This is a genomic window from Haemophilus aegyptius (assembly GCF_900475885.1).
Taxonomy (GTDB): domain Bacteria; phylum Pseudomonadota; class Gammaproteobacteria; order Enterobacterales; family Pasteurellaceae; genus Haemophilus; species Haemophilus influenzae.
In genome coordinates, this window is record NZ_LS483429.1 from 977706 (window position 1) to 1000716 (window position 23011).

Here is a 23011-nt window from a genome sequence, read left to right on the forward strand (position 1 = left end):
AAAAATTATGTCTGAAGAAAATATTAAATTACTCAAAAAAGTGGGATTAAAAATTACAGAGCCTCGCTTAACTATTCTCGCTTTAATGCAAAATCATAAAAATGAACATTTTTCTGCAGAAGATGTTTATAAAATTTTGCTGGAACAAGGTAGTGAAATTGGATTAGCCACAGTTTATCGTGTGCTTAATCAATTTGATGAAGCACATATTGTAATCCGTCATAATTTTGAGGGAAATAAATCCGTTTTTGAGCTTGCCCCAACAGAACATCACGATCATATTATTTGTGAAGATTGCGGTAAAGTATTTGAATTTACGGATAATATTATTGAACAACGTCAGCGTGAAATCAGTGAAAAATACGGCATAAAATTAAAAACGCATAACGTGTATCTTTACGGTAAATGCAGTGATATTAATCATTGTGACGAAAACAATTCAAAATAAATAATATCTAAGGCGACAAAATGTCGCCTTTCTTATATTCAAATTTCATCCTAAAAAATAACCGCACTTTATTACAGTGCGGTTATTTAGTTTAACTTTTTTATTTGTTAATAAACGCCTTGGGCTAACATTGCATCAGCCACCTTAACAAAGCCTGCTACATTTGCCCCAACAACATAGTTAATGTTTTCTTGACCTTCAATTGTGCCGTATTTTTTACAGTTTGCGTGAATATCTAACATAATGCGATGTAATTGAGCGTCCACTTCTTCCGCTGTCCAATATAAACGTTGTGAACTTTGTGCCATTTCTAAACCAGAAGTAGCAACACCACCAGCGTTGGCAGCTTTACCCGGGCCAAATAATACATCTGCAGCTAGTAATGCTTCTGTTGCTTCAATTGTTGTTGGCATATTCGCACCTTCAGCCACTAATTTCACACCATTTTTAATTAAATGTTGTGCATCAGAAAGTTCTAATTCATTTTGAGTTGCACAAGGAAGCGCAATATCAACTTGCACTTCCCAAGGGCGTTTACCTTCAAAATATTGCAAACCAAACTGTTCTGCATAATCTTTCACACGCCCACGTTTTGTATTTTTAATATCGAAAAGTGCGGCTAATTTTTCAGTAGTAAATCCATTTGGATCATAAACATAACCTGATGAATCAGAACAAGTTACTACTTTTGCACCAAGAGATAATGCTTTTTCAATAGCGTATTGTGCTACATTACCAGAACCAGAAACTGAAACTACTTTACCTGCAAAACTATCGCCTTTTTCAGCAAGCATTGCTTGAGCAAAATAAACTAATCCATATCCCGTTGCTTCCGGACGAATTAAACTACCACCGAAAGAAAGACCGCGACCAGTGAAAACACAGGCTGATTGGTTTGATAATTTTTTCATATAGCCAGCTAAATAGCCAACTTCGCGCCCACCAACACCTATATCGCCTGCGGGAACATCTGTATCAGCTCCTACGTGACGATAAAGTTCAGCCATTAATGCTTGGCAAAAACGCATAACTTCAGCATCAGATTTGCCTTTAGGATCAAAATCTGAACCGCCTTTTGCCCCGCCCATAGGCAATGTTGTTAAAGCATTTTTAAAGATTTGCTCAAAACCTAAGAATTTTAAGATAGATAAATTTACTGATGGATGGAAACGCATTCCCCCTTTAAATGGGCCTATGGCACTATTAAATTGTACACGAAATGCTCTGTTTACTTGCACTTGCCCTTTATCGTCAGTCCACGCCACACGGAATTGAAATGCACGTTCAGGCTCAACTAAACGTTCTAATAATGCTTCTGAACGATATTTAGGATTGGCTTCTAAAAAAGGCCAAATTGATGTGAATACCTCGCGAACCGCTTGTAAAAATTCAGGTTGATAACCATCGCGTTGAGCAACTTTTGTTAAAAATGCGTCTAAGGAAGCAACTTTTGACATAATGAATTTCCCTCTTTGTTGATGTTGTGTGTATTGTATTTTTATTGTATTCGCCTCGTGAGGCGCATAGACAATATGCAATGGCTAATTTAATCTTGCAACCATTTTATAAAGGAAATTTAAAGAAAAGGAAAAAGTAAAGAAATTATCTAAAAAAATATCGTATTTATTAGATAAAAAATAAAAAAACGACAGAAAACCATCAGGTAATCATATTTTCAATAAAAATATAGAGCAGATTACAAATCATATTTCTAGTAAATCACTACGAAAATATGTTTTATGAAAAAACAAAATTAGGGTTATATCAATATAATAAAAACGGGGGCAAAGCTCCCATACGATTAACAATTCAGTTCATCATTGTGTTTTTTCTGATTCATCATTATTTTTAACCGCACTTTCGTCGTCTTTTGGTTGATAAAATCGAGCGACCAATAGACCGAGCTCAAACAGCAAGCACATCGGTATGGCAAGCAAAGTTTGTGAAAAAACATCAGGAGGCGTTAAAAGCATTCCAATAAAAAATGCCGCAACAATAATATAAGGGCGTTTTTCGGAAAGAGCCTTTACAGTGGTAATACCAGTCCAGCAAAGTAGAATAATCGCAATTGGCACTTCAAAACAAACGCCAAAAGCTAAAAATAACGCTAAAGCAAAATCTAAATAACTACTAATATCTGTTGCGATGGTAACGCCTTCTGGGGCTGTTTGTGTAAAGAAGCTGAATACAAGAGGAAAGACGACATAGTAAGCAAAAGCAACACCGCAATAAAATAAAATCGTACTGGAAAATAACAACGGATAAATCATCCGTTTTTCGTGCTGATATAAAGCAGGTGCAATAAAAGCCCAAATTTGATAAAGCAAATAAGGGACAGAAATAAAAATTGCAACAATCGCAGTTAATTTAATTGGCGTAAAGAAAGGCGTTTGAATATTGGTTGCAATCATTGTTGCGCCTTTTGGCATAACAGCCGTTAAAGGTGCAGCAACAAAATGATAAATATCATTGGAAAAATACACCAAAGCAACAAAAACCAACACTACACAAATCACACAGCGTAATAAACGGTTTCTTAGTTCAACAAGGTGCGTAATTAAAGGTTGAGATTCATCCACATTACTCATAAAAACTCGCTATGATTTAGTTTTTGAAGATTGAGATTTTGACGCTGGAGCGATTTCAATATCATCAGGAGGATAATAGCTAGATAAATGTGTGTTCAGTTCTACTTTCTCGTGAGTTTCAAGTGCGGGCAAATCTGTAGGTGTTTTTTCTGCTTCAGATAAAGTTTCTGCGGCCTCCTCAACTGAGATTGCATTTTGAGGTTTTTCTGCATTTTCAGCCGCACTTTTGATTTCTTTGATTTGATCTTCCACCGTTGTACCAGCTTGAGCTGCTTTATCTTCTAGCTCCGCTTTCATCTTATCTGCTTGAGCTTTTAATTCTTCCACCGTTTTACTCAATTCTGGTGAAAGAGCTTGCAAGTTAAGGGATTCCGCTTTTTTAATACTATCTTGTAATTCTTGCAATTTTAGCTCTTGTTTCAACTCATTTTGAACGTTAGCAGCTAAACCACGAATTGTTTTTACCCAATCCATTACAGTGCGAATTGCTATAGGCAAACGTTTCGGGCCTAATACAACCAATCCCAAAACCATTAGTAAAATAAGTTCTGAAAAACCAATATCAAACACGGATTAAGCCTGTTCTTTCTCTTTTATATTTTCTTTTTTTGCAGACGCTGTTTCATTATCTATAGACTTAAATTCCGCATCTTTTACTTTTTCATCTTCTTTCATCGCCTTTTTGAAACCTTTCACTGCTGCGCCAAGATCTGAGCCAGCATTTCTTAATTTTTTCGTGCCAAAAATCAACAAAATAACGACTAATAAAATAATCAGTTGAGCGGGGGATAAACCAAACATAATAAACTCCGTTCTGTAAAAAAGAAAAAATTTGGCTCGGAATATACTCTTTTTAGCCATTTAGAACAATAGCTATCGGAGATTATTTTTATGTTATCCTGATCTTGATCACGAAACCTGATTTTTAACTTATTTATGTAATAAAAAAGTTAAAATTGATCTATCTCTAAAAATTGTATTTTTCTTCTAATTCTGTGATGTGAGCACTTTTATCCTTTTAGCTCGTTTCAGGAATTTGCGGTAAATTCACAGCTTTTACCGAGCCTAGTGCTTTCGCTTTTTGGTAAAACGCTAATTTGTATTCAAGCAAATCTAAATAACGTTTTAATTCGGCAATTTGACACTTTACATTTTTTGTTTGATTTTCAAATAAGGAAAGGCGTTCTTCAATAGTATCGTCGCCAATGATGGTACATTCCGCAAAGCGTTTGATGTCTTTTAAGCTCATTCCTGTATTTTTCAAGCATTGTAATAAACTCAACCATTGCAAATCCTTGTCGGTAAAACGGCGATTACCGTATTCATCACGTCCGACATTAGGTAACAAGCCTTCTTTGTCATAAAAGCGTAAGGTGTAGGCGGGAATGCTTATTTTTTCAGCAGCTTTAGCGGTGGTGTAAGTCACTTTTTATTCCCTTTAAACAAAAATGATAAAAAAACACTTGCTTTAGAGTGAACTCTAAAGTGTACACTGATGCTATCTTGCTTAGGCAAGGCAAATTTGTCAATGAATTAAGAGGAAAAGCAATGGAAATTAAACAAATCAACTCAACCATCAAATCTCGTGCTGCGGTAGCATTCGCCCCAAATCAACCCTTACAAATTGTAGAAATCAGGCTTTCAGCGTTATGCGGCAGAACATCAAGTGATTGTGGTTGCGCCTGATACTAGCCCTCGTGGAGAGCAAGTGCCGAACGATGCGGCTTACGATTTAGGGCAGGGAGCGGGCTTTTATCTTAATGCGACCGAGCAGCCTTGGGCGATGAATTATCAAATGTATGATTATATCTTGAATGAATTGCCTGATTTGATTGAAGCAAATTTCCCTACCAACGGCAAACGTTCCATTATGGGACATTCAATGGGCGGACACGGTGCATTGGTATTGGCACTGCGAAACCAAGAACGTTATCAAAGTGTTTCTGCTTTTTCGCCCATTTTGTCGCCAAGCCTTGTGCCTTGGGGAGAAAAAGCCTTTTCTGCCTATTTAGGGGAAGATCGTGAAAAATGGCAGCAATATGATGTCAGCTCGCTCATTCAACAAGGCTATAAAGTGCAATGTATACGCATTGATCAGGGCTTGGAAGATGAGTTTTTTGCCTACACAATTGCGTACCGAAGATTTTATCGAAACCTGTAGCGTGTCAAATCAGCCGGTCGATGTGCGCTTCCATAAAGGCTATGATCACAGCTATTACTTCATCGCCAGTTTTATTGGCGAGCATATTGCCTATCATGCGGCATTTTTGAAGTAAGCTAAAGAGCGGTCAGTTTTCAAAGCAGTTTGGGATAGCCGGCACGAGAGCGGTAAAAAGTGCCGGCAATAGTTTATTCAGTCTGAAATAGAAGAACCAAGCCTGAAACAATATCAAAAAATTTCTTTAAATAATAATCTAACTCTTTGGAAAGGTAGATAATCTCTTTCTAGTCATTTTATCTTTATTTCCAAATGCGAGAATCAAATATTTTCTTACGTAATTCAGGGTATTCGTCAATTTTAAACTCTGGCGTTTTTCCTTCTTTAAGCTGATGTTGATAATCTTTCATTAATTTCCATACGATTGGCGACAACATCAAAATTGCGATCAAGTTAATGATTGCCATGACTGCCATCACCGTATCTGCAAAATTCCACACCACATTGCCAGAGCGAACCGCACCGAAATACACGAAAAATAGCACCATTAAACGGAACAAAAATACAAACCAAGGTTTATTTTTTATAAAACGGATATTGCTTTCCGCATAAGCATAGTTACCAATAATAGAAGAATAAGCGAATAACAATAAGATAAACGCCAGGAAATGCACCCCAAATTCACCTATGTGGTATTGCAAAGCATTTTGCGTAAGTGAGATACTTTTGAGCGTTTCGCTACCATAATTATTCGAAAGCAAAATAATAACGGCAGTACAAGTACAAACGATCATTGTATCAACAAACACACCGAGCATTTGCACTAAACCTTGGCTAACTGGATGCTTAACGTGAGCTGCTGCAGCCGAATTAGGCGCAGATCCCATTCCCGCTTCGTTTGAGAATAAACCACGTTTAATCCCCATCATCATTGCTTTCGATACCAATGCACCAAACATTCCGCCAGCGGCAGCATCAAAACTAAATGCACTTTGAACAATACGATGAATCACGGAAGGGATCATATCAATATGCATACCAAGAATAATTACCGCCATAATCAAATAGAAAAGTGCCATCATTGGTACAAGGTTGCTCGAAATAATCGCAATACGCTTAACGCCACCGAAAATAATAAGTGCGGTCAAAATTACTAATGAAATACCGACATATTCCCCTTTCCAACTCCATGCATTACTCGTTGCTTCAACAATAGAGTTTGCCTGCACAGAATTAAAGGCAAAACCAAATGTAAAAATTAATGCAAGTGCAAAAGCCACTGCCATACAACGTGATTTTAAACCTTGCACAATATAATAAGCAGGGCCACCACGGAATGATCCATCTTTATCTTGAATTTTAAATAATTGAGCAAGGGTAGATTCAGCGAAAGCACTCGACATACCAATAAATGCCGTTACCCACATCCAAAACACTGCGCCTTCGCCTCCCAAGGCGATTGCCGTTGCAACCCCACCAATGTTACCCACACCAACGCGGCTCGCAAGACCTGTCGTAAACGCTTGGAAAGGTGTTAATGAACTTCCCTCCACCGCACGACCAAACCACATTTCACGAAGGCTTGCTGGGAATAAACGGAACTGCACAAATCCTGTTGTAATGGTAAAAAATAGACCAGTCCCAAGCAAAATAACAATTGTGGCATCCCATAAAGGTCCATCAAGGTGTGCGACTATCCAAGTTAGCACTTCTTCTAACATTTTTGAAAATTCAAAGTCCATAATCATCCCTCAAGCGATAAATAATTTGATTGTATGGTTTTTCAATGAAAAGGCGAGATTTTTTAATAATTTCTCTAAAGAAAAGAAAAACAAAAAAGAAAAAATCTAATAAATTTAGAATATTCTAAATATTTTTCAAAAACAAAGGGCATATTATTTGAATACGCCCCACTAGTTTGTTGAATTATTTGGTTAAAAACAATGCTGCTGCACCACGCACACCACCAGAATCGCCGTGTTTCGCTTTTTTAATTGGTGGAACTTTTGCTGTCCGCATCAAGTGAGGCGGTAGTGCTTTTGGTAAAGCCTCATAAAGGTAATCAAAATTAGATAATCCACCACCTAACACAATCATATGCGGATCAAATGCCGTAATGATATTGCCAATAGAAATCGCCGCCAACTCAACAAAAAGGTTCACAAAATCTACCGCACTTTCATTGCCTTGATAGAACAAATCAATAATTTCACGAGCGGATAATGTTTCGCCTTTCAAATCTCGATAAAGCATTTCAAAACCGCGACCAGACAAATAATTATCCAAACAAGCCTTGTTGCCACAACCGCATTGATAAATTGGGGCGTTATCCCATCCCAATAATTTCAAGGCATGATAATTTAGTTGTAAATGACCAAGCTCTCCCGCCATTCCCACTTGACCTGAATGAACTTTACCATTTAAGACAAAGCCGCCACCAAAACCAGTCCCAAGAATTAAACCAAGTACAGTCGGATATTGCTGATTTTCCGTATCCCATGCTTCAGATAACGCAAAACAATTTGCGTCATTTTCTGCCCGCACTTCACGGCTTAAACGTGCAGACAGATTGCGTAAAATTGGTTTATTATCTGCCACACGAATATTGGTAATTTCGGCTAATCCAGTTTGTTGATTAACAAAACCAGGTACGCCCAAACCTACGGTGCCCACTTCACCAAACTTTTCATCAGCACGATTCACTAAATCCACAATCGTGTTAAGCCATTCTTCATAGTCGGTTTTAGGTGTTGGCACCCGTTCAGAATATAATTTTTCTAATTTTTCATTGAATACGGCAAGCTCTATTTTCGTGCCACCAATATCTAAACCATAATACATAATCTGCTCCTGTATAAAGAAGTGAACTTAAAATTAACCAAAATTTTAACCGCACTTAAATCATTATTTTATGACAAAGATCGCCTTTTTCTTCAAAAAGATCAAAATAATGCTATTAATTACTCAAAATAGCAAGTCTATACACTTAATCTGGTTCGTTTGAAAAAATTCTGAATTTGCCTGTTGTGAATAATCAAGGTTTTGGAAAAGTGGATGATTATCTGGGGGAATTCACGGTATTACGCGAATAAAACAAGTTTCAAATTAAGTGCTTTACTTACTCTGAATGTATGAAATTGAGCGAATATTAATATGGGAATTTTGTCTTTAATTAAACAAACCTTGCAAAATATCAAAGTTTGTTGAAATAATTTTTGCTTTTCTTTGCAATGAAAGGGGAGGAGAGTAAAATAGCACCAATTATAGAAGTATTTGTAGTCGTAAACTTGTTAAAAGTATTAAATTTTCATCAACTTTTTCAATGTCAATAGTTGGAGTTTGATTATGGCATCAGAAAATCAAAAACTATCTTCTGTTGCGCTCACACCTGTTGAAGCAACGGATTATGCAGAAAATACAGCAACTTATAAAGCAAATAAACGTCCATTTTTATCGTTTATGTCCGGTATTAGTGCTGGTGCTTGTATTGCCTTAGCCTTTGTATTTTACACGACAACACAAACTGCTAGTGCAGGCGCACCTTGGGGATTAACCAAGTTAGTAGGTGGATTAGTCTTCTCCTTGGGCGTAATTATGGTGGTGATTTTAGGATCTGAATTATTCACTTCTTCTACTTTAACTTTAGTCGCCCGTGTAGGCGGTAGAATCACCACGACACAAATGATTCGAAATTGGATCGTAGTATATTTGGGCAACTTCGTTGGTGGTTTATTTATTGCGGCTGTTATTTGGTTTAGTGGACAAACAATGGCAGCAAATGGTCAATGGGGTTTAACAATTCTTGCAACCGCCCAACATAAAATTCATCACACTTGGTTTGAAGCTTTTAACCTAGGTATTTTATGTAACATTATGGTGTGTGTGGCGGTTTGGATGTCTTATTCTGGTAAGACTGTTACAGACAAAGCATTTATTATGATTATGCCGATTGGTTTGTTTGTTGCATCAGGATTTGAACACTGTGTGGCTAATATGTTTATGATTCCGATGGGAATTATTACCGCACATTTTAGTACACCTGAATTTTGGCAACAAATCGGTGTTGATCCGATGAAATACGAAGATTTAGATTTGTACCATTTCATCGTGAAGAATTTAATCCCTGTAACGTTGGGAAATATTGTCGGCGGGGCAATTTGTATTGGTGTATTCCAACGTTATTTAACCAAAACGCATTAAAGATTTACTTATTTATTAATTAACAAAGGAAATGACTATGTCAGAACTTAATGAAATGCAAAAATTGGCGTGGGCTGGTTTTGCTGGTGGCGATTGGCAAGAAAATGTCAATGTACGTGACTTTATCCAAAAAAACTATACCCCTTATGAAGGCGATGACTCTTTCTTAGCAGGTCCAACCGAAGCAACAACCAAGCTTTGGGAATCTGTAATGGAAGGAATTAAAATTGAAAACCGTACTCACGCGCCATTAGATTTTGATGAACATACACCATCTACCATTATCTCTCACGCACCCGGTTACATTAACAAAGATTTAGAAAAAATCGTTGGTCTTCAAACTGATGAACCTTTAAAACGTGCCATTATGCCATTCGGTGGTATCAAAATGGTGGAAGGTTCTTGTAAAGTTTATGGTCGTGAACTTGATCCAAAAGTGAAAAAAATCTTCACTGAATACCGTAAAACACATAACCAAGGTGTATTCGATGTTTATACGCCAGATATTTTACGTTGCCGTAAATCTGGGGTATTAACTGGTCTTCCAGATGCTTATGGTCGTGGTCGTATCATCGGTGACTACCGTCGTGTAGCACTTTATGGTGTAGATTTCTTAATGAAAGATAAATACGCACAATTCTCTTCTTTACAAAAAGATTTAGAAGATGGCGTAAATCTTGAAGCAACAATTCGTTTACGTGAAGAAATCGCAGAACAACACCGTGCATTAGGTCAATTAAAACAAATGGCAGCAAGCTATGGTTATGATATTTCTAACCCAGCAACTAATGCTCAAGAAGCCATTCAATGGATGTACTTTGCTTATCTTGCTGCAATCAAATCACAAAATGGTGCTGCAATGTCATTCGGTCGTACCGCAACCTTTATTGACGTGTACATCGAACGTGATTTAAAAGCAGGGAAAATTACTGAAACTGAAGCGCAAGAATTAGTTGACCACTTAGTTATGAAACTTCGTATGGTTCGTTTCTTACGTACACCTGAATACGATCAATTATTCTCTGGTGACCCAATGTGGGCAACTGAAACCATCGCTGGTATGGGTTTAGATGGTCGTACATTAGTAACCAAAAATACATTCCGTATTTTACACACTCTTTACAACATGGGTACTTCTCCAGAACCAAACTTAACCATTCTTTGGTCTGAACAATTACCTGAAAACTTCAAACGTTTCTGTGCAAAAGTATCGATTGATACCTCATCAGTTCAATACGAAAACGATGATTTAATGCGTCCAGACTTCAACAACGATGACTACGCAATCGCATGTTGTGTATCACCAATGATTGTGGGTAAACAAATGCAATTCTTCGGTGCACGTGCAAACTTAGCGAAAACATTGTTATACGTAATCAACGGCGGTATCGATGAAAAATTAGGTATGCAAGTAGGCCCGAAAACTGCACCAATTACTGATGAAGTATTAGATTTTGATACAGTAATGACTCGTATGGATAGCTTTATGGATTGGTTGGCAAAACAATATGTGACTGCCTTAAATGTAATCCACTATATGCACGATAAATATTCATATGAAGCAGCATTAATGGCATTACACGATCGTGATGTATACCGTACCATGGCTTGTGGTATCGCAGGTCTTTCTGTTGCAGCAGACTCACTTTCTGCAATTAAATATGCGAAAGTTAAACCAGTTCGTGGCGACATCAAAGATAAAGATGGCAATGTTGTAGCAAGCAACGTAGCAATCGACTTCGAAATCGAAGGTGAATATCCACAATATGGTAACAACGACAACCGTGTTGATGACATCGCTTGTGACTTAGTTGAACGTTTCATGAAGAAAATTCAAAAACTTAAAACTTACCGCAACGCTGTGCCTACACAATCTGTATTAACCATTACTTCTAACGTTGTTTATGGTAAGAAAACAGGTAACACTCCAGATGGTCGTCGCTCAGGTGCGCCATTCGGACCAGGTGCTAACCCAATGCACGGTCGTGACCAAAAAGGTGCGGTAGCATCATTAACTTCTGTAGCTAAACTTCCATTTGCTTACGCGAAAGATGGTATTTCTTATACCTTCTCAATCGTACCAAATGCGTTAGGTAACGATGCAGAAGCGCAACGCCGTAATCTTGCTGGCTTAATGGATGGTTACTTCCACCACGAAGCAACAGTTGAAGGTGGCCAACACTTAAACGTGAACGTGTTAAACCGTGAAATGTTGTTAGATGCAATGGAAAATCCGGATAAATATCCACAATTGACTATCCGTGTATCTGGTTACGCAGTACGTTTCAACTCTTTAACTAAAGAGCAACAACAAGACGTCGTCACTCGTACATTCACAGAATCGTTCTAAAACACGATAAAATTTAACCGCACTTTGGCGGGAACATAATATGTATGAGCCTGATTTAAATCAGGCTCATTTTTTATAGACTAAATATTTGGTAAAATTTAGCTATATCTAATTTTAGGAAATTTATGTATGTCAGTTCTTGGACGAATTCACTCTTTTGAATCCTGTGGCACTGTAGATGGGCCAGGTATTCGTTTTATTTTATTTATGCAAGGCTGCTTGATGCGCTGCAAATATTGCCACAATCGTGATACTTGGGATCTTGAAGGTGGTCGCGAAATCAGTGTGGAAGAGCTGATGAAAGAAGTGGTGAGTTATCGTCATTTTATGAATGCGACTGGTGGTGGCGTGACGGCATCTGGTGGTGAGGCTGTGCTACAAGCAGAATTTGTGCGAGATTGGTTCCGAGCTTGTAAAGTAGAAGGGATTAATACTTGCTTAGATACAAATGGTTTTGTACGTCATTATGATCATATTATTGATGAATTATTAGATGTAACAGATCTTGTTTTACTCGATTTAAAAGAACTTAATGATCAAGTTCATCAAAATCTTATTGGGGTGCCAAATAAACGTACCCTTGAATTTGCAAAATATTTGCAAAAACGTAATCAACATACTTGGATTCGTTATGTTGTGGTGCCTGGTTATACTGATAGCGATCACGATGTGCATTTATTAGGTCAGTTTATTGAAGGTATGACCAATATTGAAAAAGTTGAACTTCTTCCTTATCATCGATTAGGTGCACATAAATGGAAAACCCTTGGGTTAGATTATGAGCTTGAAAATGTATTACCGCCAACTAAAGAATCGTTAGAGCATATTAAAACAATTCTAGAAGGTTATGGACACACTGTAAAATTCTAGAATAAATGTCAGCTAACATAAGGAGTAAATAATGAAAAAAATTATTTTAACATTATCACTTGGGTTACTTACCGCCTGTTCTGCTCAAACTCAAAAGGCTGAACAAAATGATGTGAAGCTGACACCGCCGACTGATGTACGAAGCGGATATATACGTTTGGTAAAGAATGTGAATTATTACATCGATAGTGAATCGATCTGGGTGGATAACCAAGAGCCACAAATTGTACATTTTGATGCAGTGGTGAATTTAGATAAGGGATTGTATGTTTATCCTGAGCCTAAACGTTATGCACGTTCTGTTCGTCAGTATAAGATTTTGAATTGTGCAAATTATCATTTAACTCAAGTGCGAACTGATTTCTATGACGAATTTTGGGGACAGGGTTTGCGGGCAGCGCCTAAAAAGCAAAAGAAACATACGTTAAGTTTAACACCTGATACAACGCTTTATAATGCTGCTCAGATTATTTGTGCAAATTATGGTAAAGCATTTTCAGTTGATAAAAAATAAAAAAATCTGCACCTTAATTAGTTTAAATTTTATTCAACTTTTAGGGTGCAGAGGGTATTTGATTTTTCTGCAGTTATTGCTATTTTACTGCTGGCACTTTTAAGTCTGGCTCGTTTGGTTTTTCGATTGGTGCAAAAGTTTTATCTTTATTCGCATCAATAATTTTTTGAGTATCATTTGCTAATGCGGTTAAACCCATTTTTTCATAAGCTTCCTGCATCAGAAATAATCCTTCATAAGTTGCTTTAGTATCAGGATATTGTTTTAACATTCCTACCACACGATTTGCAACTGCTACCCACGCTTTACGTTTTGCATAGAATTTTGCAATCTCTAATTCGTGACGAGCCAGTGCATCTTTAATATAAGCCATACGAGCTAAAGCATCTTGTGAGTAAGGGCTATTAGGGAATACACGAACTAAGTTTTGGAAATTAGAAAAAGCGGTACGCATAGAGGTTGTTTCACGTGTAGCACGGTCAATTCCAAAAAAATCTTGAATGAAATTATCACCTGTTGCTGCATTAGTTAAGCCAGCCATATATACCGCATAGGCTTGATTTGGGCTTTGTGGAAATTGATGTAAAAAGCTATCTACCATCAATAATACTTGCGTATAATCTTGTGCTTTATAGTTTGCATAAATTAAATCTAGCATCGCCTGTTCTTGATAAATACTACCAGGGAAACGTTCAGTCGTCGCTTTTAAATAGCGAATGGCTTCAGAGTAACTACCTTCTTGTAATGATGTTGTACCTTTTGTGTATAATTCATTTACCGATGCTTGTTCAACATCTTTTGAACCACTTGAACATCCAATAACCAATGCTGCCACGGCAAGCAATGCCAAAGATTTTATTTTACGCATTGTTTTTTCCTTAATTTTTACGAAAACCAATAAATAAGATACAATTGTCCGCTATTGTATAGAATATTAATCAATAAGCCAACTTTTAAAATTTTTGAGAGCTATTTATGCCACAAATTACCCTTTCGGCTGAAGTGCAGCCTGAACAAATGGGACAGCGTTTAGACCAAACACTTGCAGAGTTGTTCCCTGAATATTCTCGTTCCCGATTAAAAACATGGATTGAAGCCGATCTCGTAAAACTTAACGACCGCATTACTAATATTCCGCGTGAGAAAGTGCTTGGAGGAGAGAGAATAGAGATTATTGTTGAAGTGGAAGATGAAACACGTTTTGAAGCAGAAAATATTCCATTGAATATCGTGTATGAAGATGATGATATTATTGTGATTAACAAACCAAAAGATCTTGTGGTACACCCAGGTGCTGGCAATCCAAATGGAACCGTGCTCAATGCGTTACTCTATCATTATCCGCCGATTGTAGAAGTACCGAGAGCAGGAATTGTGCATCGATTAGATAAAGATACGACAGGTCTAATGGTTGTTGCTAAAACCATTCCTGCTCAAACTAAGTTAGTACGTGACCTACAAAAACGCAAAATTACGCGCGAATATGAAGCGGTCGCTTCAGGCATTATGACCAAAGGTGGCACAGTAGATCAACCTATGGCTCGTCATGCAACCAAACGTACTTTAATGGCGGTTCATCCAATGGGAAAACCCGCTGTCACCCACTATCGTATTATGGAAAATTACCGTAACTACACCCGTTTACGTTTACGTTTAGAAACGGGGCGCATGCATCAAATCCGCGTTCATATGGCACATATTGCCCATCCATTGCTAGGCGATCAAACCTATGGCGGACGCCCTCGTCCACCAAAAAATGCGAGCGAAGACTTTATGGAAGTATTGCGTAATTTCAAACGCCAAGCTTTACATGCGGTCATGTTACGCTTAGCTCATCCAATCACAGGGGAGATGATGGAATGGTATGCACCATTACCAGATGACTTTGTTGAATTGCTTAATGCCCTCAAAGCCGACTATCTCGAACATAAAGATGAGTTAGATTATTAATATGCAAGCAATTAACCCCAATTGGAATGTTCCAAAGAATATTCATGCCTTTACCACTACTCGTGAAGGGGGCGTGAGCTTAGAGCCTTATTTGAGTTTCAACTTAGGCGATCATGTCGGTGATGATAAAAGTGCGGTAAAAACTAACCGCACTTTATTAGTCGAAAAATTTGGCTTGCCACAAAAACCTATATTTTTAACGCAAACACACAGCACTCGAGTACTTCAATTACCTTATTCGGGACAAAATCTTGAAGCGGATGCAGTTTATACAAATGTTCCCAATCAAGTTTGCGTTGTTATGACTGCAGACTGTTTGCCAGTTCTATTCACTACAACATCTGGCAATGAAGTGGCTGCAACACATGCTGGCTGGCGTGGTTTATGCGATGGCGTACTAGAAGAAACAGTGAAATATTTTCAAGCTAAACCTGAAGATATTATCGCGTGGTTTGGCCCTGCAATAGGTCCAAAGGCCTTTCAAGTTGGGATTGATATTGTAGAAAAGTTTGTTGCAGTAGATGAAAAAGCCAAACTCGCCTTTCAACCTGATGCAATCGAAGACGGTAAATACCTGAGTAATCTTTATCAAATTGCAACTCAGCGATTAAACAATCTAGGTATTACGCAAATTTATGGTGGAAATCACTGTACATTCAACGAAAAAGAAAAGTTCTTTTCTTATCGCAGGGACAATCAAACGGGACGAATGGCGAGTGTCATTTGGTTTGAATAAATAGTTTGAAAGCGCATTTTACGCGCTTTTAGTCATCTTTGTTTTATATTCTTTCTGCGATAATACCGCCACCCAAACAAACTTCGCCAAGGTAAAATACGGCAGATTGCCCTGGGGTTACAGCTGATTGAGGTTCATCAAAAATCACTCGAATAGTTTCATCATCAATTGGTTCAATCACACAAGGAATATCTTGTTGGCGATAACGCGTTTTCACCGTGCAACGTAATGACTCTCGAATTGGTTCGCGATCAACCCAATGTAATTGGCTGGCAATCAATCCTTTTGAAAATAAACGAGGATGATCGTGACCTTGCGCGACAATAAGTTCATTATTTTCTACATCTTTATCTACTACATACCAAGCTTCATCTCCCGCATTTTTTAGACCACCAATGCCTAATCCTTTGCGTTGTCCCAATGTGTGATACATTAATCCATCATGGCGACCAATAATTTCATCATCTACAGTGCGAATATTACCTGGTTGAGCTGGTAAATAGCGTGCTAAGAAATCCTTAAATTTACGCTCACCAATAAAACAAATCCCTGTAGAATCTTTTTTCTTCGCCGTAATTAAGCCAAGATCTTCAGCAATAGCGCGAACAATGGGCTTCTCGATTTTACCAACGGGGAATAAACTTTGCCCTACTTGTTTATGGCTTAAAGTATAAAGAAAATAACTTTGATCTTTATTAGCATCTAAACCTCTTAATAATTTTGCATTTTCATCATCACCGGCTCTACGTACATAATGCCCTGTTGCAATATAATCTGCACCGAGATCTTCAGCTGCATATTCTAAAAATGCTTTAAATTTAATTTCTTTATTACACAAAATATCTGGGTTCGGAGTGCGTCCTGCTTTATATTCAGTTAAAAAATGCTCAAAGACATTATCCCAATATTCTGCCGCAAAATTAATTTTATGTAGTTTAATCCCCAACTTATCACATACAGCCTGAGCATCTGCAAGATCAGCTGCGGCAGTACAATAATCCGTATCATCATCTTCTTCCCAGTTTTTCATAAACAGGCCTTCAACCTGATAGCCTTGCTGTTGAAGAATAAAAGCTGACACAGAAGAATCCACGCCACCAGACATACCACAAATGACTTTTTTTGTCGCATTGCTCGCAAGCTGCTCTTGCGTCAATTGAGGAAAGTGTTGATTATAAGTATTTGAAATTAACATAGTTCTCCCGTAACTTCGGTTAAGGCGAAGCACATTGGTCATTGAATGAGAAAACGGCAAAATAATTTTGCCGTTAATTTTATTTTGCACATAAAGTGCGGTCATTTTTGAGCAAGTTATTTCACTTGATAAAATTGCGAGTCATCATCTTTTTTCGCAAATTTTTGCTCATATTCAGTTTTCGCTTGTTCATCGCCTGCATCTAATTTTGATTGAAGCGTGTCGCAAGGTTTATCACAATCGCAAGCTTTGGCAATACCAAGGGTAGATAAACCACCGCAGCTGCCTTTTAAACTTTGTTTTTTGATAATAAATCCGATAGACATCAACAATATAATTGCGACGAAAGCGATTAAAGTAAAAAATAAAGTTTGCATAACTATTCTTTTGTTTCTGTTAATTTTTTGAAAGCAGAGGATGATTTGGTAACAAAACCATTATCTGTTCTAATGATTAAATAAACGGCAAGATTATTTTTCTCAGCCACTTCTAACGCCTTGTCTTCCCCCAGCACAAATAACCCTGTAGATAAGCCATCTGCAGTCATTGAGGTTGGTGCAAGTACCGTAATTGAGGCTAAATGATGTTGAATTGGATAACCTGTTTTTGGATCAATTTCGTGTGCAAAGCGTTTGCCATTTTCTTCAAAGTAAATACGGTAATCGCCAGAACTTGCCATTCCCATATTGTTTAATCCAATGACAGCTTCAACCGCTCTTTCGCCTGTTGTAGTTGGTTTTTCAATGGCAATCTGCCAAGCTTTACCTTCAATATTTTTTCCTTTCGCACGAATTTCACCGCCGATTTCAACCATGTAATTCTGAGCATTTAATTGTTCTAACTTTTCAGCCACCTGATCAACGCCAAAGCCTTTAGCAATTGACGATAAATCTACGTAAACTTGAGGAAGTGCTTTACTTAATGTAGCTTTTTCTTTGTTAGTATCTAGGGCAATTTTATCAATGCCAACCCACGCTTGGCGTTCAGCTAATTGTTCTGGAGTAGGTTGTTTTTCGGGGCGTTTTTCAGGACCAAATCCCCATAAATTCACGACAGGACCAACAGTTATATCCAATGCACCTTCGGTCACTTTATTTAAACGAATCGCTTCAGCTAATACTTTGGCAAAATCTGCTGAAATCTCAATCGGTGTGTTCACTTGGGTATTTTGATTGAAGCGGCTCAATTCCGAATCTTTTTTGTAAGTGGACATTTTCGCGTTCACATCTTTTAAGATTGCTTCAATTTCTTCATGCGTCTTTTCAGATGTTGCTTTTATTGAACCATCATCAAGGTATTTAACATGATAAGTTGTCCCCATTGTTTTACCGCTTAAAGAAATAACTTTTGTTTCTTTTTGACAAGCAGCAAGACTTAATGCCATTGCTACCGCTATGATACCGCTTATTAATTTTTTCATCTGGATTTCCTAAATTTGTGAATTACTGGCAAACTCAACAAAACTTACCTGTAATCATAGAAAATGTTTAAAAACATCTTAAATTTTGACCGCACTTTATCACAAAGTGCGGTCAGCTTTTATGATGAATTGATTAACTAAAATCAGCCACCAAAGTCATCTAATAAAATGTTTTCATCTTCAACACCAAGATCTTTCAACATTTTAATTACAGCTGCATTCATCACTGGAGGCCCACACATATAGTATTCACAGTCTTCTGGTGCTTCATGATTTTTCAAGTAGTTTTCATAAAGTACATTGTGAATAAAGCCTGTATAGCCAGTCCAATTATCTTCAGGCAATGCATCTGAAAGTGCCACGTGCCATACAAAGTTTGGATTTTCAGCTTGTAATTGGTCAAAGTCTTCTTGATAGAATATTTCACGTTTAGAACGTGCACCATACCAGAACGACATTTTACGTTTAGAATGTAAACGTTTTAATTGGTCGAAGATATGTGAACGCATTGGAGCCATACCCGCACCACCACCGATAAATACCATTTCTGCATCAGTTTCTTTCGCGAAGAATTCACCAAATGGACCAGAAATTGTGACTTTATCTCCTGCTTTTAATGACCAAATATAAGAAGACATTTGACCCGGAGGTGCATCAGGTTGGCGTGGTGGTGGAGTCGCAATACGAACGTTAAGCATAATGATACCTTTCTCTTCAGGGTATGAAGCCATTGAGTAAGCACGGATAATATGCTCGTCCACTTTAGAGACATAACGCCATAAATCATATTTATCCCAGTCTTCGTGGTATTCTTCTGGAATATCGAAATCTTTATAGTTCACCACATGTGGTTCAGCTTCGATTTGGATATAACCACCTGCACGGAAAGGCACTTCCTCGCCTTCAGGAATAGCCAATTTAAGCTCTTTGATAAAGGTTGCTTTGTTATCGTTAGAAATAACAGTACATTCCCATTTTTTCACGCCGAAGATTTCTTCTGGAAGTTCAACTTCCATATTACCTTTTACATTAACTTGACAAGCTAGACGATAACCTTCTTTTGCTTCACGTTTGTTAATGTGAGAAAGTTCGGTTGGAAGAATTTCTCCGCCACCATTTTTCACTTTAACAATACATTGACCACAAGAGCCACCGCCACCGCAAGCAGAAGACACGAAAATACCTTTACTTGCTAAAGCCCCTAATAATTTGCCACCTGCAGGTAATGTGATTGCTTTTTCAGGATCGTCATTGATGCCGATAGTAATATCACCAGAATCGACTAATTTTGATTTCGCAAATAAGATGATTGCCACTAACACTAATACAATAACCGTGAATGCGGCAATACCGAGTGCAAGAATTACTGAATCGCTCATTGATTACACTCCTTATAATTGAATACCAGAGAAAGACATAAAGCCTAGTGCCATTAAACCAACAGAGATAAAGGTAATACCTAAACCTTTTAATCCAGCAGGAATATCAGCGTATTTCATTTTTTCCGTTAAGCCAGCAAGCGCTACAATCGCTAACATCCAACCTAAACCTGAGCCGAAACCATACACGATAGATTCAGGGAAATTGTAATCACGTTGAACCATGAAAGATACCCCACCAAAGATCGCACAGTTTACTGCGATTAAAGGTAAGAAAATCCCTAATGCGTTATAAAGAGATGGCATAAATTTATCTAACACCATTTCAAGAATTTGCACTAAACCAGCAATAACCCCAATGAAAGTGATGAAGTTTAAGAATGATAAATCTACACCTTCAATTAAAGCATTTTCTTTTAGTACATTTGCATAAATTAATTGGTTTACTGGCACTGCGATACCAAGAACGAAAGTTACCGCAATCCCAAGACCAAACGCAGTGGACACCTTTTTAGATACCGCTAAGAAAGTACACATTCCTAAGAAGAAAGAAAGTGCCATATTTTCAATGAAGACTGCCTTAACAAATAGGCTAATATAATGTTCCATTGATTACTTCTCCTGTTGTTCTGGTTTCCAAGTTCTTAATCCCCAGATCACAAATCCGATGATAAAGAATGCACTTGGTGCAAGTAGGAATAAACCATTTGCTTGATACCAGCCACCATTTTGAATAGTTTCGAAAATCGTCATACCAAATAATTTACCTGAACCGATAAGTTCACGGAAAAATGCTACGATAATTAACATTGAACCATAACCTAAGCCATTTCCGATACCATCTACAAAACTTTCAACTGGAGGGGATTTCATCGCAAATGCTTCAGCACGCCCCATTACGATACAGTTAGTAATAATCAAACCAACGAATACCGAAAGTTGTTTAGATAAACCATAAGCATAGGCTTTTAGAATTTGATCCACTACGATAACAAGCGAAGCGATGATTGCGAGCTGTACAATAATACGAATGCTGTTAGGGATATAATTGCGGATTAGGGAAACAAATAAGTTTGATAATCCAGTTACTAAGGTAACTGCAATCGCCATAACAAAAGCAGTTTCTAATTTTGTTGTTACAGCTAATGCAGAACAAATCCCTAAGATTTGCAATGCAATAGGGTTGTTTTTAGCAATTGGCGCTAACAACAGATCTTTATAACTTGTTTTTCCAGACATTAGTTTGCTCCTGAATGAAGTTTTTCAAGATATGGACCAAAGCCATCTTTGCTGAACCAATAATTAAAGGTACCTTGAACACCATTACCTGTTAAAGTTGCACCAGATAAACCATCAATGCTATGTTCATCTTGTGGAGCTTGACCTTTCACAATACGAATGGCAGGTTGATGTTGCTCATCAAATAATTTTTTACCTTTAAATAGACTTGCCCAGTTTGGATTTTCAATTTCTCCGCCCAATCCCGGTGTTTCTCCGTGTTGATAGTAAGTGATTCCATTAATAGTATTACCATCTGGTTGAACAGATACTAAGCCATACATCACTGACCACAAGCCAGTGCCATAAATTGGTAAAATAACTTGTTGAGTTTGACCCTGTTCATCTTTTACAAGATAAACTTCAGTTGTTTTGCTACGAGAACGAATACGTGCTTTATCCGCATCAGCAGGAATTGCTTGTTGGCTATCATCTGCTTGTTGTGTGTATTCACCCGTTGCTAAATCAATGAAACGGGGCTCGATAAATTTTGCATAAGTTTCTTTTACATTCGTGTTTTCTTGTAAAAGACCAGCTACATTTAAGATATTTTTTTGTTTATCGAGTAACTTTTGTTCTTCTTGTGCAGGCTTTAACATTACTGCGGAACCAGCAACAATAATGGAACAAACTAAACTCAGTAGTAGCACAACAAGGATTGTGCCGCCTACGCTGTCTTTATTAAACTTAGCCATTTGTTCTTGCTCTCCGACGTTTGATATTTGCTTGAACAACGATGTAGTCGAAAATCGGTGCAAATAAGTTTGCAAATAAAATCGCTAACATCATTCCTTCTGGATAGGCTGGGTTTACAGTACGAATTAATACAGCCATTACGCCAATTAATGCACCGTACCACCATTTACCAGTATTAGTAAAAGATGCTGAAACAGGATCGGTCGCCATAAATACCATACCTAATGCAAATCCACCTAAAACAAAGTGCCAATGCCAAGGCATTGAGAACATAGGGTTAGTCTCTGAGCCAATTAGGTTAAACAAGGTTGAGGTTGCAATCATGCCAATCATCACACCAGCAATAATGCGCCATGCGGCAATACGAGTGAACACAATCACTGCGCCACCGATTAAAATTGCAAGGGTAGAAACTTCCCCCATTGAACCAGGTAAGTTACCAACAAAAGCATCCATCCAAGTAATTGGAGCGCCTGTTACGGTATGTTGCAATGCACCTTGACCACCTTGTGACCACTGTGAAAGTGCGGTTGCACCAGAGAAACCATCTGCGGCAGTCCAAACCGTATCGCCTGAAATTTGAGCTGGATATGCGAAGAATAAGAACGCACGCCCAGCAAGTGCAGGGTTCATAAAGTTACGACCTACGCCACCAAAAATTTCTTTTGCAACAACGATACCAAAAGTAATACCTAATGCGGCTTGCCATAGTGGCAATGTTGGTGGAACGATCAACGCAAATAAAATGGTTGAAACGAACATTCCTTCATTTACTTCGTGACCACGAACCACAGAGAATAACAATTCCCAAATAGTACAAACGGTAAATACCACTAAGTAAATTGGTAAAAAGAAAATTGCTCCAAGAGCCATTTTAGAGCCCCAAGTTGCATTGGCAGTTAAATCTAAACCTAATGAACTTGCAAGAGCATAGTGCCAATCGTTAGCAATTAGTTGATCTAAATTGCCTAATTGATTTAACGCTGGAATCGCTTGGTTACCCACATTGTACATCCCATAGAAAATCGCAGGGAACAACGCAAGGAAAACCGTAATCATCATACGTTTTGAATCTAACGCATCACGAACGTGAGTGTTTTTGTGCGTTACCGTACCTGGTGTATAAAGCAAGGTATAAATCGATTCAAAGATCGGATAAAGCTTGCTGTATTTACCACCGGGTAAAAACGCAGGTTCCATTTTTTCAAAAAGATTTTTCAAACCCATTT

The 23011-nt window shown here is 37.8% G+C and carries 23 protein-coding genes and 1 pseudogene; 8 read left to right on the forward strand and 16 right to left on the reverse strand.

The features are described from left to right. Positions 1-7 precede the first annotated feature (7 nt). Positions 8-448: a ferric iron uptake transcriptional regulator gene (gene fur / locus DQN49_RS05145; RefSeq protein WP_006996284.1), complete on the forward strand. Its 441-nt coding sequence runs from the start codon at positions 8-10 to the stop codon at positions 446-448. 107 nt (positions 449-555) lie between these two features. Here the strand turns inward: fur and gdhA are convergent, their stop codons facing one another. The 5 genes from gdhA to DQN49_RS05170 all read right to left on the reverse strand — a co-directional run bounded on the left by gdhA (position 556) and on the right by DQN49_RS05170 (position 4462). Further along, positions 556-1905, reverse strand: a complete 1350-nt coding sequence (gdhA, locus tag DQN49_RS05150) for an NADP-specific glutamate dehydrogenase (RefSeq protein WP_013527524.1) — start codon at positions 1903-1905, stop codon at positions 556-558. Between the two features lie 360 nt (positions 1906-2265). Then, entirely contained in the window at positions 2266-3036 is a 771-nt protein-coding gene (gene tatC / locus DQN49_RS05155) for a twin-arginine translocase subunit TatC (protein ID WP_005658522.1), read from the reverse strand. Positions 3037-3045: 9 nt separating this feature from the next. Then, positions 3046-3606 (reverse strand): Sec-independent protein translocase protein TatB, encoded by a 561-nt coding sequence (gene tatB, locus DQN49_RS05160; RefSeq protein ID WP_006996286.1) that lies wholly within the window; start codon positions 3604-3606, stop codon positions 3046-3048. A gap of 3 nt (positions 3607-3609) precedes the next feature. After that, a complete protein-coding gene (gene tatA / locus DQN49_RS05165) occupies positions 3610-3837 on the reverse strand; it encodes a twin-arginine translocase TatA/TatE family subunit (protein WP_005648696.1) in 228 nt (75 codons plus the stop codon). A 217-nt stretch (positions 3838-4054) separates the two neighbouring features. Then, positions 4055-4462 (reverse strand): MerR family transcriptional regulator, encoded by a 408-nt coding sequence (locus tag DQN49_RS05170; RefSeq protein ID WP_006996287.1) that lies wholly within the window; start codon positions 4460-4462, stop codon positions 4055-4057. Positions 4463-4666: 204 nt separating this feature from the next. On the opposite strand from DQN49_RS05170, the pseudogene fghA reads away from it, so the two are divergent. Then, positions 4667-5312: pseudogene (gene fghA, locus DQN49_RS05175) on the forward strand (S-formylglutathione hydrolase); the annotation flags it as partial. Positions 5313-5496: 184 nt separating this feature from the next. Here fghA and DQN49_RS05180 read toward each other — a convergent pair. Both DQN49_RS05180 and nagK read right to left on the reverse strand, forming a co-directional pair. Beyond that, positions 5497-6936 carry an alanine/glycine:cation symporter family protein gene (locus DQN49_RS05180; protein WP_013527526.1) on the reverse strand — a complete coding sequence of 480 codons (1440 nt, stop codon included), beginning with the start codon at positions 6934-6936 and terminating at the stop codon, positions 5497-5499. Between the two features lie 184 nt (positions 6937-7120). Further along, positions 7121-8035 (reverse strand): N-acetylglucosamine kinase, encoded by a 915-nt coding sequence (nagK, locus tag DQN49_RS05185; RefSeq protein ID WP_006996293.1) that lies wholly within the window; start codon positions 8033-8035, stop codon positions 7121-7123. A 504-nt stretch (positions 8036-8539) separates the two neighbouring features. On the opposite strand from nagK, the gene focA reads away from it, so the two are divergent. The 4 genes from focA (at position 8540) to DQN49_RS05205 (ending at position 13128) form a co-directional block, all read left to right on the forward strand. Continuing rightward, the gene (gene focA, locus DQN49_RS05190) at positions 8540-9394 is read left to right on the forward strand and encodes a formate transporter FocA (protein WP_006996294.1); all 855 of its coding nucleotides are present in this window, start codon (positions 8540-8542) and stop codon (positions 9392-9394) included. 37 nt (positions 9395-9431) lie between these two features. Then, positions 9432-11744: a formate C-acetyltransferase gene (pflB, locus tag DQN49_RS05195; RefSeq protein ID WP_006996295.1), complete on the forward strand. Its 2313-nt coding sequence runs from the start codon at positions 9432-9434 to the stop codon at positions 11742-11744. 129 nt (positions 11745-11873) lie between these two features. Continuing rightward, on the forward strand, positions 11874-12614 hold the full coding sequence (gene pflA, locus DQN49_RS05200; protein WP_006996296.1) for a pyruvate formate lyase 1-activating protein: 741 nt from the start codon (positions 11874-11876) through the stop codon (positions 12612-12614). A gap of 31 nt (positions 12615-12645) precedes the next feature. Further along, positions 12646-13128 carry a surface-adhesin protein E gene (locus DQN49_RS05205; protein WP_006996297.1) on the forward strand — a complete coding sequence of 161 codons (483 nt, stop codon included), beginning with the start codon at positions 12646-12648 and terminating at the stop codon, positions 13126-13128. Between the two features lie 79 nt (positions 13129-13207). Here DQN49_RS05205 and DQN49_RS05210 read toward each other — a convergent pair whose 3' ends face one another. Then, positions 13208-13996 carry an outer membrane protein assembly factor BamD gene (locus tag DQN49_RS05210; protein ID WP_013526547.1) on the reverse strand — a complete coding sequence of 263 codons (789 nt, stop codon included), beginning with the start codon at positions 13994-13996 and terminating at the stop codon, positions 13208-13210. Between the two features lie 107 nt (positions 13997-14103). Here DQN49_RS05210 and rluD point away from each other — a divergent pair, with 107 nt between their 5' ends. Together rluD and pgeF are read left to right on the forward strand one after the other, a co-directional pair. Then, on the forward strand, positions 14104-15078 hold the full coding sequence (gene rluD / locus DQN49_RS05215) for a 23S rRNA pseudouridine(1911/1915/1917) synthase RluD (RefSeq protein ID WP_006996299.1): 975 nt from the start codon (positions 14104-14106) through the stop codon (positions 15076-15078). A 1-nt stretch (position 15079) separates the two neighbouring features. Next, positions 15080-15814, forward strand: coding sequence for a peptidoglycan editing factor PgeF (pgeF, locus tag DQN49_RS05220; RefSeq protein WP_006996300.1), 735 nt, complete (start codon positions 15080-15082; stop codon positions 15812-15814). 43 nt (positions 15815-15857) lie between these two features. On the opposite strand, the gene mnmA is transcribed toward pgeF, so the two are convergent. The 8 genes from mnmA to DQN49_RS05260 form a co-directional block, all read right to left on the reverse strand. Then, positions 15858-17009: a tRNA 2-thiouridine(34) synthase MnmA gene (gene mnmA / locus DQN49_RS05225; RefSeq protein ID WP_111723564.1), complete on the reverse strand. Its 1152-nt coding sequence runs from the start codon at positions 17007-17009 to the stop codon at positions 15858-15860. 116 nt (positions 17010-17125) lie between these two features. Then, on the reverse strand, positions 17126-17386 hold the full coding sequence (gene nqrM, locus DQN49_RS05230; protein WP_006996302.1) for a (Na+)-NQR maturation NqrM: 261 nt from the start codon (positions 17384-17386) through the stop codon (positions 17126-17128). Between the two features lie 2 nt (positions 17387-17388). Continuing rightward, on the reverse strand, positions 17389-18429 hold the full coding sequence (locus DQN49_RS05235; RefSeq protein WP_006996303.1) for an FAD:protein FMN transferase: 1041 nt from the start codon (positions 18427-18429) through the stop codon (positions 17389-17391). 143 nt (positions 18430-18572) lie between these two features. Beyond that, a complete protein-coding gene (gene nqrF, locus DQN49_RS05240; protein WP_006996304.1) occupies positions 18573-19808 on the reverse strand; it encodes an NADH:ubiquinone reductase (Na(+)-transporting) subunit F in 1236 nt (411 codons plus the stop codon). 12 nt (positions 19809-19820) lie between these two features. Then, positions 19821-20417 carry an NADH:ubiquinone reductase (Na(+)-transporting) subunit E gene (gene nqrE, locus DQN49_RS05245; RefSeq protein ID WP_005631374.1) on the reverse strand — a complete coding sequence of 199 codons (597 nt, stop codon included), beginning with the start codon at positions 20415-20417 and terminating at the stop codon, positions 19821-19823. Positions 20418-20420: 3 nt separating this feature from the next. Next, entirely contained in the window at positions 20421-21047 is a 627-nt protein-coding gene (gene nqrD, locus DQN49_RS05250) for an NADH:ubiquinone reductase (Na(+)-transporting) subunit D (protein ID WP_005648665.1), read from the reverse strand. After that, positions 21047-21781: a Na(+)-translocating NADH-quinone reductase subunit C gene (locus DQN49_RS05255; RefSeq protein ID WP_006996305.1), complete on the reverse strand. Its 735-nt coding sequence runs from the start codon at positions 21779-21781 to the stop codon at positions 21047-21049. The genes nqrD and DQN49_RS05255 overlap by 1 nt, the downstream gene beginning before the upstream one ends. After that, complete coding sequence (locus DQN49_RS05260; RefSeq protein ID WP_006996306.1) at positions 21774-23009, reverse strand: NADH:ubiquinone reductase (Na(+)-transporting) subunit B; 1236 nt, start codon at positions 23007-23009, stop codon at positions 21774-21776. The genes DQN49_RS05255 and DQN49_RS05260 overlap by 8 nt, the downstream gene beginning before the upstream one ends. Between the last annotated feature and the right edge of the window lie 2 nt (positions 23010-23011).

What these genes read in the sequence shown, in the direction of transcription:
- fur (WP_006996284.1), top strand. Translation starts at nt 8, where the DNA reads ATGTCTGAAGAAAATATTAAATTACTCAAAAAAGTGGGATTAAAAATT.
- gdhA (WP_013527524.1), bottom strand. Translation starts at nt 1,905, where the DNA reads ATGTCAAAAGTTGCTTCCTTAGACGCATTTTTAACAAAAGTTGCTCAA.
- tatC (WP_005658522.1), bottom strand. Translation starts at nt 3,036, where the DNA reads ATGAGTAATGTGGATGAATCTCAACCTTTAATTACGCACCTTGTTGAA.
- tatA (WP_005648696.1), bottom strand. Translation starts at nt 3,837, where the DNA reads ATGTTTGGTTTATCCCCCGCTCAACTGATTATTTTATTAGTCGTTATT.
- DQN49_RS05180 (WP_013527526.1), bottom strand. Translation starts at nt 6,936, where the DNA reads ATGGACTTTGAATTTTCAAAAATGTTAGAAGAAGTGCTAACTTGGATA.
- nagK (WP_006996293.1), bottom strand. Translation starts at nt 8,035, where the DNA reads ATGTATTATGGTTTAGATATTGGTGGCACGAAAATAGAGCTTGCCGTA.
- focA (WP_006996294.1), top strand. Translation starts at nt 8,540, where the DNA reads ATGGCATCAGAAAATCAAAAACTATCTTCTGTTGCGCTCACACCTGTT.
- pflB (WP_006996295.1), top strand. Translation starts at nt 9,432, where the DNA reads ATGTCAGAACTTAATGAAATGCAAAAATTGGCGTGGGCTGGTTTTGCT.
- pflA (WP_006996296.1), top strand. Translation starts at nt 11,874, where the DNA reads ATGTCAGTTCTTGGACGAATTCACTCTTTTGAATCCTGTGGCACTGTA.
- DQN49_RS05205 (WP_006996297.1), top strand. Translation starts at nt 12,646, where the DNA reads ATGAAAAAAATTATTTTAACATTATCACTTGGGTTACTTACCGCCTGT.
- DQN49_RS05210 (WP_013526547.1), bottom strand. Translation starts at nt 13,996, where the DNA reads ATGCGTAAAATAAAATCTTTGGCATTGCTTGCCGTGGCAGCATTGGTT.
- rluD (WP_006996299.1), top strand. Translation starts at nt 14,104, where the DNA reads ATGCCACAAATTACCCTTTCGGCTGAAGTGCAGCCTGAACAAATGGGA.
- pgeF (WP_006996300.1), top strand. Translation starts at nt 15,080, where the DNA reads ATGCAAGCAATTAACCCCAATTGGAATGTTCCAAAGAATATTCATGCC.
- mnmA (WP_111723564.1), bottom strand. Translation starts at nt 17,009, where the DNA reads ATGTTAATTTCAAATACTTATAATCAACACTTTCCTCAATTGACGCAA.
- nqrM (WP_006996302.1), bottom strand. Translation starts at nt 17,386, where the DNA reads ATGCAAACTTTATTTTTTACTTTAATCGCTTTCGTCGCAATTATATTG.
- DQN49_RS05235 (WP_006996303.1), bottom strand. Translation starts at nt 18,429, where the DNA reads ATGAAAAAATTAATAAGCGGTATCATAGCGGTAGCAATGGCATTAAGT.
- nqrF (WP_006996304.1), bottom strand. Translation starts at nt 19,808, where the DNA reads ATGAGCGATTCAGTAATTCTTGCACTCGGTATTGCCGCATTCACGGTT.
- nqrE (WP_005631374.1), bottom strand. Translation starts at nt 20,417, where the DNA reads ATGGAACATTATATTAGCCTATTTGTTAAGGCAGTCTTCATTGAAAAT.
- nqrD (WP_005648665.1), bottom strand. Translation starts at nt 21,047, where the DNA reads ATGTCTGGAAAAACAAGTTATAAAGATCTGTTGTTAGCGCCAATTGCT.
- DQN49_RS05255 (WP_006996305.1), bottom strand. Translation starts at nt 21,781, where the DNA reads ATGGCTAAGTTTAATAAAGACAGCGTAGGCGGCACAATCCTTGTTGTG.
- DQN49_RS05260 (WP_006996306.1), bottom strand. Translation starts at nt 23,009, where the DNA reads ATGGGTTTGAAAAATCTTTTTGAAAAAATGGAACCTGCGTTTTTACCC.